Genomic DNA, 11,906 nt, shown 5'->3' with positions numbered 1-11,906 from the left:
ATGTACGGGATATGTACGGGATATCTATTAAGTATCTACCTATTTATACATAATAGAAATGAAGGGAATTATATTAGCTGGAGGTTCAGGCACACGATTACATCCGTTAACATTGGCGGTCAGTAAACAATTAATGCCAATTTATGATAAACCGATGATTTACTATCCATTATCAACCTTGATGTGGGCAGGAATCAGCGAAATTTTAATTATTTCAACACCGCACGATTTACCTTTATTTCGCCAATTATTAGGCGATGGAAAATCATTAGGATGTAAATTTGAATATGCAGTTCAAGAACATCCAAACGGATTAGCCGAAGCATTTATTATCGGAAAAGAATTCATTGGAAACGATAAAGTAGCTTTAATCCTTGGAGATAATATTTTCTACGGAACAGGTTTGGCCGAATTATTACAAGAAAACAGTAATCCAAACGGAGGAATTGTATACGCATACCATGTTCACGACCCAGAACGTTATGGAGTAGTAGAATTTGATGGCGCTGGAAAAGTTTTATCTATCGAAGAAAAACCAACGCATCCAAAATCAAATTTTGCGGTTCCAGGAATTTATTTTTATGATAATCAAGTAGTTGAAATAGCAGCAAACATTAAACCAAGTCCGCGAGGAGAATTAGAAATCACTGATATTAACAAAGCTTATTTGGAACAAGGAAATTTACAAGTTTCTATTTTGGATAGAGGAACTGCTTGGTTAGATACGGGAACATTTCAATCGTTAATGCAAGCTGGACAGTTTGTACAAGTAATTGAAGAGCGTCAAGGATTAAAAATTGGTGCAATTGAAGAAGCGGCTTATAAAATGGGTTTCATCAATGCTGAACAATTAAAAAAATTAGCAGAACCGTTATTAAAAAGTGGTTACGGAAAACATTTAATGAGCTTAATTTAATTAGCCAATATGCCAATATTCAATGTGCCATTGAAGATAATTGGCTAATTGACATATCGTCCAATTGACACATTATTTTTATGAAATTTATAGAAACCAAACTTAAAGGATGTTTTATCCTTGAACCTAAAATAATTAAAGATGAACGAGGTTACTTCATGGAAAGTTTTAACGAAAAGACTTTTCAAGAAGGAGTTGGGCAAAAAGTAACTTTTGTGCAAGACAATCAATCGTTTTCAAATAAAGGTGTTTTAAGAGGATTACATTATCAATGTGGTTCTCATGCACAAGCTAAGTTAGTTCGTGTACTTGATGGAGAAGTTTTAGATGTTGCAGTAGATTTACGTCCAGAATCAGATACATTTGGTCAATATGAGGCGGTTTTGCTTTCGGCAGAAAATCAAACCCAGTTTTTTGTACCAAGAGGTTTTGCTCATGGATTTTTAGTGTTATCTGAAACAGCTACATTTTTTTATAAATGCGATAATTTTTATAATAAAGAATCTGAAGGAGGCCTAATGTATAACGATAATACCGTTAATATCGATTGGAATTTTCCTGTTCAAGATTTAATTATTTCTGATAAAGATAAAGTATTACCTAATTTACAAAATGCTAAAAAAGTATGGTAGTATTGGTAACAGGAGCAAATGGGCAGTTAGGACAAGCTATTCAATCTATTTCTGGAAAATATCCTGAAATAGATTTTGTGTTTTGTTCTTCTTCTGACTTAGATATTACTAATTTAGAAAATTGTCAAGTTGTTTTTGATGAGTTTAAACCTCAATTTTGTATCAATGCAGCGGCTTACACAGCGGTTGACAAAGCCGAAAGTGAACCAGCGAAAGCTTTTGATATCAATGCAAACGGTGCAGAAAACTTAGCCATTACTTGCAAAAAATTCAACACCATTTTAATCCATATTTCTACTGATTTTGTTTTTGATGCCTATTTTTCTGAAGGAATCGCCTATTATGATAGAGAACTTAGATTGCCTTTAAAAAGTAATTTAGGCCTTACAGAAACCGATGTGCCTTTTCCAAGTGGTGTTTATGGTTTAACAAAATTACAAGGAGAACAAGCTATTCAAGCTAATTGGGAGAAGCATTTTATTATTAGAACTTCTTGGGTATATTCTCAATTTGGAAACAACTTTATGAAAACCATGCTGCGATTAGCTTTGGAACGTGTTAGTCTTTCTGTTGTTGCAGACCAAATTGGAACACCAACAAACGCTGTTGATTTAGCTGAGGTTTTGATAGTTATAATGGTTTCAAGTTTCAAGTTTCAGGTTTCAAGTTTTGGAATTTACAATTTCAGTAACGAAGGGCAATGTTCTTGGTATGATTTTGCTAATGAAATATTTCGCCAAAATGGAGTTTCAATAGATTTAAAACCTATTCGAACTTCAGCCTATCCTACGCCAGCCAAAAGGCCAGCGTATAGTGTTTTAGATAAAACAAAAATTAGAAGCACATTTGATATTAAAATTAATGATTGGCAAACTAGTTTAAGTGCATGTTTAAAACAATTGTAAATTCATGAAAAAAACAATTTTACTTTTTTGCTTTTCCTTCTTTTTTTCTTTCTCTCAAGAAAAAGCATCAACCTATTTTGATGTGCAACTTTTCAGAGGAAATGTTTATAAACACACCAACGATATTGGCCATTTAATCACAGGTCATCCCGACGGATTTTTGCTAAGTTACAACTGGAAAACCTTTGGAAAAAAAGAATGGCAACAAGTCTACAATTATCCCGATTATGGTATTTCATATCATTATTTAGACTTCAAAAACCAATATTTAGGGGTTAATCATGCGGTTGGAGTACATTATAACTTTTATTTTTTCAAGCGTCAGTTGATGTTTCGAATTTCGCAAGGTATTGGTATGACTTCGTCTCCTTATGACAAGGAAACCAACAACAAAAACAATGCATTCGGAACTAAATTCATGGACAATAACTACTTTTTATTACAATATAAGAAGGAAAACATCATTGATAAAATAGGCTTACAAGCAGGATTTATGCTGACTCATTTTTCTAATGGAAGATTTAAAGCACCCAACAGTGGCATTAATACGATTGCTTTTAACGTGGGATTGAATTATAATTTTAATGATAAACAAGAATTTATAGTTGATTCGTTACCATCAAAAGACACTTACAAAGAACGAATCAAATACAATATCGCTTTTAGAACAGGAATTTCAGAAGGACCTGTTCCACATTTGGGTCAACGTCAATTTTATCACATTGGTTTGTATGCCGATAAACGAATTGGAAGAAAAAGTGCTTTACAACTTGGTACGGATGTTTTCTTTTCCAGATATTTACAAGATTATATAGAATTTGTATCGGTAGCTTTTCCAGAGAGTCATCATTCTTATGCTGATCCAGACACCGATTATAAACGAATCGGATTGTTTGTTGGACACGAGTTGTTTATTAATAAGTTATCCATTGAAGCACAGGTTGGTTATTATGTTTATAAGCCCCTTGATTATGAAATTGATCTGTACCAAAGAATAGGCATAAAATATTATCTTTATAAAAATATTTTTACTGGTGTAGGTTTAAAAACGCACGGCGGAAGAGCCGAAGCTATTGAAGCTACTATTGGTGTACGATTATAATATGAAAAAATTTGTTTTACATATCGTTTCTATATGTTGCCTAATTTTGGTAACCAGTTGTGGTATTTCTGAAGATTGTTTCAAAGGAAATGGTAATCCAATTACCCAAACGTTTCCATTAGAAAATTTCACTAAAATTAAAGTTTACGACGGCGTAGGTTTAGTGGTAAAAGATGGTCCAATTTATGAAGTTAAAGTAGTAACATCAGATAATATTATTGATGATATAGATGTGAAATTAAATGGTGATATGCTTGTTGTTAAAGACAATTCAACTTGTAATATTGCCCGTGATTATGGACAAACCACGGTTTATGTAACCGCTCCAAATTTAACAGAAATTCATTCTAAAACTGATCAAGAAATAAGAAGTGATGGAGTTTTAAATTATTCTGATTTAAAATTGTTTTCAATTGATATTAGCGATGGTGCTGGAACTGGCGACTTTAGATTGGCATTAAATAGCACTAATTTTTATGTGGAAAGCAATAACGTTTCCAATTTTTATTTAACCGGACAAACAGAAAATTTACATGTTTTTTTCTCTTGGGGAAATGGAATTTTTTATGGAGAAAATTTAGTTGCTAATACCATTACATTTTATCACAGAGGTTCAAATGATGTGATATTGTTTCCTATTAATTCAATTTCAGGAGATATTTACAGTACCGGAAATGTAGTTTTGAAAAATATTCCAAATTTACCACCAACTGTTATTCAACATTTTAGAGGTAGATTAATAATGAATTAAAAATATAGTCTTATTGATATACTATTTTTTTTCAATAATTGAATTGACTTTTGCTTCAAAATTTTCTAGAATAGTGTTTTCAGAAAAATTATCGAGAACAAAATGTTTTGCTTTTTCTCCAACTTGTGAAGCAATATTTTTTTCTTTTTTTATTTCTAGAAGATAATCAACAACTTGTTTTGTGTTGTTTTCTGAGAAAAAGCCACTAAGATTATTTTCTTTAAAAATTTTTGCTACTTCAGAGTCTTTGTTTCCTGTTATAATTGAAGGTTTTCCACTGGCCATCATTCCAAGAATTTTTGATGGCATTACGGTATCTTGAACATCTGTTTTTTGAAATAAAAAATGAACATTGGCACTACACAAAAGATTATTTAATTCATTGTAAGGTACAGGCTCATAAAACTTGATAAAAGAAAATGCTGCCAATTTAGTTTTTAATTTTTGCATATAAGCACCATCACCAACAATAACGATTTCTAAATCATTATCAGCATTTATTTCTTTACAAAAATTCTCAAAAAAAAGCCAATCTTGTTTTTCTCCTACATTTCCTGAATAAAGCAATGTAAATTTATCTGGATTAATGTAGTTGTGTTGTTTTGCAATAGTTGGATTTATATTGTTGACAGAAACCCAATTTGGAAAATAAAAAATAGATTTAAATTTAGTTTTTCCAATCGCTTTTTCCATCATATTATAACTGATGCTGCTAATTATAGTTGCTTTATTAAATAAAAATGTTTCAAAGTTCAAGACCATCATTTTGATTAGATTTCCAAAAAAATTCGTGTTTAATAATCCAGACTGAAATGCTAAATCAAATTCGAAATCTTGAACATGAATCCATAATTTTGCATTTTTCTTTTTGGCTAATATATAGGCTGGAAGAATAGAAAGTGTTAAAGGAACAAGGCAAATAACTAAATCCGTCTCTTTAATTTTTTTGGTGTTTTGAAAACTACCCCAAGTTAAACTTAGCATTAATTTAATTCTACCCAAAAAAGTAACTTTTTTAGGCACAAATTGTTTGTATCTAAATACAGTTATACCATCGATTATTTCGGTAAAATAAGTATTTTTGTCTTTATAGGTTTCTGCAATTTTCCATTTAGGATAATATGGAAAACCTGTTATTACTGAAACATCATAACCTTTGTTTGATAAAAAAGTTGCAAATTGAGAAGTATATAACCCTATTGCGGTGTCTTCTGGAGCATAATTTCCAGTAAAAATTGTAATAGTTTTTTTCGTGTTCAACTTTTTTTTACAAAAATATAATTTATTAAACAATTAGGTAAAAAAACATAAAATAAAATGAAGATTTATTTAGACAATATTATTTTTTCTAAAGTAAAAAACGGAGGCGTTTCTAATTATTGGTATGAATTAATTGAATATTTAGAAAAACAAAACCAAGATGAGTTAACTTATTTTGAAAGTATTGATGCCAAAGAAAATTTTCATAGAAAAAAACTCAATTTATCTTCACAAAGCATAAAAGAAGTAAAATCAGACTCCATTCATAGATTTATGCCGATATCTTATACTTCAGATGAGAAATTAATTTTTCATTCAAGTTATTATAGAGGTTTAAATGGTTGTAAAAATAAAATCGAAGTTACTACTGTACATGACTTCATTCATAGTTATTATTCTAGTTTTCCTAAAAAGCAACTGCATAATTTTTTGAAGTTTAACGCTATAAAAAGATCAAAAGGAATTATTTGTATTTCTCACAATACCTTCAATGATTTAAACAAATTTTACACTTTAAAAAAGAATCAAAGAGCTACAGTGATTCATAATGGAGTTAGTAATGATTATTTTCCGATTAAAGAGTATACATTAAAAGAGCAACAGTTTATCGCAGATAAAAAATTGGCTGATGATTTTATATTATTTGTAGGTGGCAGAAAAGGATATAAAAACTTTGATTTTGTGGTTTCGGTTGTAAATGATAATCCTCTGTTAAAAATTGTAGTTGTTGGTGGTGGTGAAATTACGGAAGATGAAAAGAAATTATTTTCAGATGATGCTTTACTGAGAGTTACTCATTTAAAATCAGTAGAAAATTTTGAATTAAATGTTTTGTTTAACCTTGCAAAAGCATTGGTTTATCCATCAAGTTATGAAGGTTTTGGAATTCCGGTAGTAGAGGCAATGCGAGCTGGTTGTCCAGTTATTAGTATTGACAACGCTATTATTAGAGAGGTTGCAGAAAAGTCTGCTATATTGTTGGATGCTTTATCAGTTTCTGAATTTAACGCAAAATTTTCCAATTTGAATCGCTCAGATTTTAGATCTTCTGTTATTGAAATGGGTTTTGAAGCCTCTAAAAATTATAGTTGGCAAAAATGTAGTAGAGAAACTAGAGAGTTTTATGATTCTTTGGAGAGTTTAGGATAGAAAACAAAATAAGACAAAAAGAAGGAATATAATATCATCCCATTTTCTCTTTCAATAATATTTTCGGTTAAGAAGTTTAATAAAAAATATATTAATATACTCATAGCCAAGTGATTATTGTTTTTTAAAAATTCAGAAATAACGTTATACAATCCTAAAAAATAGATTATAAGCCCTATAATACCAGTTGTTAATAGAATACTAAAGTATTGATTATGACAATTGTAAGTTTTTATTGATAAGTCTATTCCTTTTTCAACATAACATGGGTCTAATTGTTGTTGCGTATTTCCAACACCATATCCAATAAACGGACTTTCTGAAATCTTTAGAATTGAACAATCGTAAATTTTATATCTAATTGCAGTTGAAGATGATGGATTTTCTAATGCATTTGAACTAGTGATTTCATCAAAACGATTAAAATTTTTATATTTTGGTAAATATTGTATTGCTATAAAAGTAGTTACTATAAAAAAGAAAACTCCAATTATGGTTTTTCTAATTTTGAAATAATTTAATAAGAGATAAATTAAAGAAATTAAAAAAAATATAATCGGTCCTTTTCTCATTAAAATGGCCAGAATTACGCAAAAGAACAATATTAAAACTCCACTAATTATTTTTGTTTTAAAGTTTTTTGTTTCTCTAATTAAATACATTAGGATTAACATGGAAACACCTATATAAAGCGACAAATAAATAGGATGAATAGAATATAGGCCTAATCTTATATTAATTAAATTAGAGTAGTGTATGATGGTTTGTGAAAAAGTAAATTCTTGATTCCAAAAATATAAAAAGCTAAAAATTATAAATATAAAATTTGATAGTATAAACCCCAAAAAAACTTTATTTTGTAATGTTTTAGTAATTTTAAAAGAAGATTTTGTTAGAAGCCCAAATATTATTGGAAAAACTAGTATTGAAGCCATTGTAGATATTCTATTAAAACCTTTGTTAAAAGTTAATGAATACGTTAAACTCAATATAAAGAGAAATAATAAAATGCTAATAGAAAACAATTTTTTATATTCAAATTCTTTCTTTTCCAAATTATTATTTACGCTATAAATTATTGTAAAAATTAAAAATAAAGCAATGCCATAAGCCTTAAATTTATTTGGAATTACAAGTGTTATAGAGTTAATAAGTAATAATATTTGAATAAAATTTTCAGAAAAAAGTTTACTTTTTAGCATAGTAGTTTATAAATAGAAAAAATATTTTAGGTAAATATACAACAGCAAACAAAAAAGCCATTATATAAGCAAATCCGCTTGTTAAATCTCCTCTTAGGAAATACATTAAATAGATTGCGAAATAAAATGCAAATATAGATTTTAGTATATCTCCACTTTGTAACCATTTTATCATTTTAACAAAAACAAAGCTAAGAATAACCGCAAAAAGTAAGATACCTATAAAACCAAAATTTATATAACCTTCTGAAATATATGGATTTGACAAATTATCCCAATTAAACTTATATTTATCAATTAGATAATTTCCAACAACAAAGCCTGTTGTGTCTGGTTTTGATTCCCAAATACTTCTTGGAACAAAGAAAAATAAGCTACATAGCAATTGTTCTCCATAAACGATTGTTTTATTATCAAAATAATCAATAGTGGCTAAAAAATTTGGATAAGCATCATAATGTAGAGAATTAAATGCGTCTGCAACACTCAAATATTCAATGTTTTTATATAGTAAAATTGGTTTTGCGATCATTTGCGACAACGAATATCTAGAATGCGTAATAATAGACATTAAAGGGAAAAAGAATACCATTGAAACGAACATAAATCTTAATACCTTGTAATTATCAGACAAATATTTTCTAAAAAATAAAAATAACAAAGTAATATATAACGGACCCAATGCATTTCTTTTTTCAGTTAAGGGATTTTTCAGAATTAATAAAATTGTTAAAAATCCTATAAAGAAAAACAATACAAACTTATAATTTTTAGAAGTCCTATCTTTTGATTTTAAATAAAAATAAGACAATATTATACCTGCTAAAGGAATAAAAAACAAGAATTTTTGAACTATTAAATATTTTGAAACAGAAGTTTGCTCTGCTTCTTCATAATATTCATGCTGAAATTGAAAAATGACCGTTTGAATATTAATTAAAAAAACAATTATACAGAATAGAAATAAAAACAATAAGACAATTGGTGTGTTTTTATACTCTTTTTTAATGGTAGTTTTTGTAGTAATTATTTTTTTAAAGTAAAGATAAAAAAATGCAAAAACACAATTAAAAATTAAAATGTATAGATTAGCTCTTATACAAATACTTTCATAAAAAGGAAAAGCTTGAATAAATGATCCAGTGCCTTTATATCCAACACTTACAATTTCATTTATTTGAATTAATGGTGCAACAATAAAAAACAATAAATTAAAAACAATAAAAACACTTAGAAAAGGAGAAAACTCTTTTTCAACTCTAATGTTATAATAGGTAAAGCCTAATAAAACTAAAAGATTTACAAGAAATGAACTTTTAGTTAAAATAGGAACTTCTAGAAAAACAAACATTACTAGAAATACAATACTAATAATTTTTAAAAAAGTTGTTTTACCCATTTGTTTGATTTTAATAAAAAAAGGCACATTAAGTGCCTTTTGATAAAATAATATTGTTGTTTTTATTTTCCTCTAAAATACTTATCCAACTTTTCGTTTACCACAATGTTAGACATAAAAACAGGTCCTTTTTTACCATCAACAGGAACTATTTTGTAAATGTTTGGAGATTTAGTATCAACTACTAAACTAGTATTAGGAGACCAATTAGTTGTAGTAATCCAATCACTATTATCAATTATAGCATCTCCATGAGTAATTTGAATACCTTTTATTTCAATTGATTCTGCATCTTGGTTATTTCCAACATCTAAACGTATTACCTTTGGATAATCTCCAATAGGAAGTACAAATGTGGTTTTTTGAAAACCATCCGTACCAATAACTTGAGTTGTCATTTCAGTACTTCCATCAATTGGTGTATTAATGTCTTTACTGTAAAAAATTTTAAAAGTATCGTTTAACAAATACTTGTGTTCTATCGTTAATTCAACAGGGTTTGTTTCAGGTTTATTTTGATCTTCGTTATCTTTTTCGCTTTTACCACATGAAAAAGTTAAAAACAATAAGCAAACTAGTGAAGGAATAAAATTTGTTTTCATTTTTTAAGTATAAATTTTGTGCAAATATATAAATTAAATTCAAATGTTAATAAATTTTTTTTATTAACGGTTACAAATAAAATTAAAGGTTATTTGTAGTACCAAATGTATTTATTGCTTTTGGTCATATTAGTATATTTTTTACCTTTAAAAATATATTCTGGGACATTTAAATTTAATATCAATACATCTAAATTTGAATCATCTTGGGATATTTTTTTAGTAACATTGTTTACATTAATTGATTTTAATGATATTTTATCATAATAATATGAGTTGAATAAAGGATATTCCCAATCGGATAGTGTTAAACCAACAATTTTAGGTTTGTCTTCATTCATTAAATTAATTATCTCGTTATAATCTTCAAAAAGAGGAAGTTGATTACTAAAATATTTTAAGAGTCTTTCATCTTTAATATTAATATCTTTTGTATACTTTAAATCCGTTTTAATAGGTCTCAAACTATTATATGTAAAATAGAAACAGAAATTTAAGGATATTATTAAGATTAATGGTAAAATATAAATTGTTTTTTTAGTTATATTTAAAAATTGTCCTATTATGATAGTACCAATAATAAACATAGGTATGTGTAATCTAGTATGCCACGGTTGCCATTTTAAATAAATGCAAAAAATAAATATCTGTAATATTAAAATAATTAAAGGAATCAGAGATTTATATTCCTTTTTATAAAAAGAATAGAGGATCAAACATAAAGAAGTAATTAAAAGAAGAAGAAAATGAAATGTATTTGGTACTAAATCCTCATGAGTTTCATAATTTAGAGGAGTTGAGTATTTGGAGTTGTTATAGTTTAATTTTGGATCATCTATAGAAACGTCAATTTCCTGGTGTAAGTCATGAATAACATCTTCATAGATGTTGTTAATAGGATAGCCCATATGCAAACCTATATTTTTTAGTAAATTAGAGCTAAAAAACGCAAAATTCATTTCTTGATTCGAGTACATGTTGTTTTCAACTTCATCAATATTTAAAATATGATTATTTACAGCATAATTTCGTGAAAAATGACCAATATTTATAATAGATAAAATAAAAACAGATAGCAAGCCATATAATATTGGTTTAAATTTCATTTCAAGTAACATCTGTTTTACTAAAAAAAACAGAAATATTAATAACGCTGGAAATAAAAAAATATAAAAAGTTCCTTTAGTTAGCATCCCTAATCCAATGGAAATACCAAGAAATAAATAGTTTGACAATGTTGATTCTTTGTAACATTTATATAAGAACAATATTGAAGTTAAAATAAAAAAAGCACAAACGATATCGTTTTTAGTTGTTGATGCTTGTAATAAAACAGATGGGGTTGTAATGCAGAATAAATATGAAATTAATTTTGATGATCTTCCAACTCCAAAAACATTTAATATTTCATTCAAAGGAAATAAACAGAAAACTAAAAACAGTAACTGAATTGAATTCGAAAAATAATCATTTCCCTGTAAAACATTCACGTGCATAATGATATATTCTGCAAAAGGAGGTTGGTATAAATGTCTTAAAATATGAGTAGGAAAATGATTCAAATTCTCATTCCCCAACCAATACATAATCCGAGACATGTGGTAAGTTAATGAATCCCAGTTATTTGGAGGATATATTATCCCTTGAAAAAGTATAAGTAAAAATATCAGACAGATTATTATAAAATATATTTTTTGGGTAACGGTAAAGCATTTTATTTTTTTTAAGAAACAAAACAAATCAATTTTAGACTTAGTTTTAAAAATTAAAAAAATTAAAATGATTGAAACAACTAACCAACTAATAATTATACCATATAAATTTAAATTATTCATTAAGCTTAAAAGCTCGGTTATAAAATAAGTGGTAAATCCAAAACTAAGTATTGATTTAATAATATTTACAGAAATTGAACTATTAAATCTTAAATTTAGAAATAATGTGAAAAAGAGAAGTATTGTTAAAAAAATCAGCATAAATATTTAGTT

General features: G+C 27.5%; 11 protein-coding genes. 6 read left to right on the top strand and 5 right to left on the bottom strand.

The genetic code is table 11. The features are described from left to right. The first annotated feature begins 58 nt into the window (after positions 1-58). From rfbA to AAEO58_RS02830, 5 genes are all read left to right on the top strand, one after another. A complete protein-coding gene (gene rfbA / locus AAEO58_RS02850; protein ID WP_341681774.1) occupies positions 59-916 on the top strand; it encodes a glucose-1-phosphate thymidylyltransferase RfbA in 858 nt (285 codons plus the stop codon). A gap of 80 nt (positions 917-996) precedes the next feature. Then, positions 997-1,548 (top strand): dTDP-4-dehydrorhamnose 3,5-epimerase, encoded by a 552-nt coding sequence (rfbC, locus tag AAEO58_RS02845; RefSeq protein ID WP_341681772.1) that lies wholly within the window; start codon positions 997-999, stop codon positions 1,546-1,548. After that, positions 1,542-2,453 carry a dTDP-4-dehydrorhamnose reductase gene (gene rfbD, locus AAEO58_RS02840; RefSeq protein ID WP_341681771.1) on the top strand — a complete coding sequence of 304 codons (912 nt, stop codon included), beginning with the start codon at positions 1,542-1,544 and terminating at the stop codon, positions 2,451-2,453. The genes rfbC and rfbD overlap by 7 nt, the downstream gene beginning before the upstream one ends. Before the next feature lie 4 nt (positions 2,454-2,457). Continuing rightward, positions 2,458-3,555 carry an acyloxyacyl hydrolase gene (locus AAEO58_RS02835; protein ID WP_341681770.1) on the top strand — a complete coding sequence of 366 codons (1,098 nt, stop codon included), beginning with the start codon at positions 2,458-2,460 and terminating at the stop codon, positions 3,553-3,555. 1 nt (position 3,556) lies between these two features. Further along, complete coding sequence (locus AAEO58_RS02830; protein WP_341681769.1) at positions 3,557-4,306, top strand: head GIN domain-containing protein; 750 nt, start codon at positions 3,557-3,559, stop codon at positions 4,304-4,306. 21 nt (positions 4,307-4,327) lie between these two features. On the opposite strand, the gene AAEO58_RS02825 is transcribed toward AAEO58_RS02830, so the two are convergent. After that, complete coding sequence (locus AAEO58_RS02825) at positions 4,328-5,566, bottom strand: WcaI family glycosyltransferase (protein ID WP_158633796.1); 1,239 nt, start codon at positions 5,564-5,566, stop codon at positions 4,328-4,330. Positions 5,567-5,623: 57 nt separating this feature from the next. Between AAEO58_RS02825 and AAEO58_RS02820 the strand changes: the two genes are divergently transcribed. Further along, entirely contained in the window at positions 5,624-6,715 is a 1,092-nt protein-coding gene (locus AAEO58_RS02820; protein ID WP_341681766.1) for a glycosyltransferase family 4 protein, read from the top strand. Here AAEO58_RS02820 and AAEO58_RS02815 read toward each other — a convergent pair. From AAEO58_RS02815 to AAEO58_RS02800, 4 genes are all read right to left on the bottom strand, one after another. Beyond that, a complete protein-coding gene (locus AAEO58_RS02815; RefSeq protein WP_341681764.1) occupies positions 6,688-7,917 on the bottom strand; it encodes an O-antigen ligase family protein in 1,230 nt (409 codons plus the stop codon). The two genes, AAEO58_RS02820 and AAEO58_RS02815, sit on opposite strands and share 28 nt — an antisense overlap. Beyond that, positions 7,904-9,124, bottom strand: coding sequence for an O-antigen polymerase (locus AAEO58_RS02810; protein ID WP_423972050.1), 1,221 nt, complete (start codon positions 9,122-9,124; stop codon positions 7,904-7,906). Before AAEO58_RS02810 ends, AAEO58_RS02815 begins: the two co-directional genes overlap by 14 nt. A gap of 254 nt (positions 9,125-9,378) precedes the next feature. Further along, positions 9,379-9,918, bottom strand: coding sequence for a hypothetical protein (locus AAEO58_RS02805; RefSeq protein WP_341681763.1), 540 nt, complete (start codon positions 9,916-9,918; stop codon positions 9,379-9,381). Positions 9,919-10,007: 89 nt separating this feature from the next. Continuing rightward, positions 10,008-11,894, bottom strand: coding sequence for an ArnT family glycosyltransferase (locus AAEO58_RS02800; protein WP_341681761.1), 1,887 nt, complete (start codon positions 11,892-11,894; stop codon positions 10,008-10,010). Between the last annotated feature and the right edge of the window lie 12 nt (positions 11,895-11,906).

It is taken from the genome of Flavobacterium helocola (assembly GCF_038289885.1).
GTDB lineage: Bacteria > Bacteroidota > Bacteroidia > Flavobacteriales > Flavobacteriaceae > Flavobacterium > Flavobacterium cheniae.
Note: the sequence above shows the minus strand (reverse complement) of the source record. Positions and strands in the feature narration are given on the sequence as shown.

Bases quoted from the DNA above. Each gene is read 5' to 3' on its own strand.
- rfbA (WP_341681774.1), top strand. From the start codon at position 59: ATGAAGGGAATTATATTAGCTGGAGGTTCAGGCACACGATTACATCCG.
- rfbC (WP_341681772.1), top strand. From the start codon at position 997: ATGAAATTTATAGAAACCAAACTTAAAGGATGTTTTATCCTTGAACCT.
- rfbD (WP_341681771.1), top strand. From the start codon at position 1,542: ATGGTAGTATTGGTAACAGGAGCAAATGGGCAGTTAGGACAAGCTATT.
- AAEO58_RS02835 (WP_341681770.1), top strand. From the start codon at position 2,458: ATGAAAAAAACAATTTTACTTTTTTGCTTTTCCTTCTTTTTTTCTTTC.
- AAEO58_RS02830 (WP_341681769.1), top strand. From the start codon at position 3,557: ATGAAAAAATTTGTTTTACATATCGTTTCTATATGTTGCCTAATTTTG.
- AAEO58_RS02820 (WP_341681766.1), top strand. From the start codon at position 5,624: ATGAAGATTTATTTAGACAATATTATTTTTTCTAAAGTAAAAAACGGA.
- AAEO58_RS02815 (WP_341681764.1), bottom strand. From the start codon at position 7,917: ATGCTAAAAAGTAAACTTTTTTCTGAAAATTTTATTCAAATATTATTA.
- AAEO58_RS02805 (WP_341681763.1), bottom strand. From the start codon at position 9,918: ATGAAAACAAATTTTATTCCTTCACTAGTTTGCTTATTGTTTTTAACT.
- AAEO58_RS02800 (WP_341681761.1), bottom strand. From the start codon at position 11,894: ATGCTGATTTTTTTAACAATACTTCTCTTTTTCACATTATTTCTAAAT.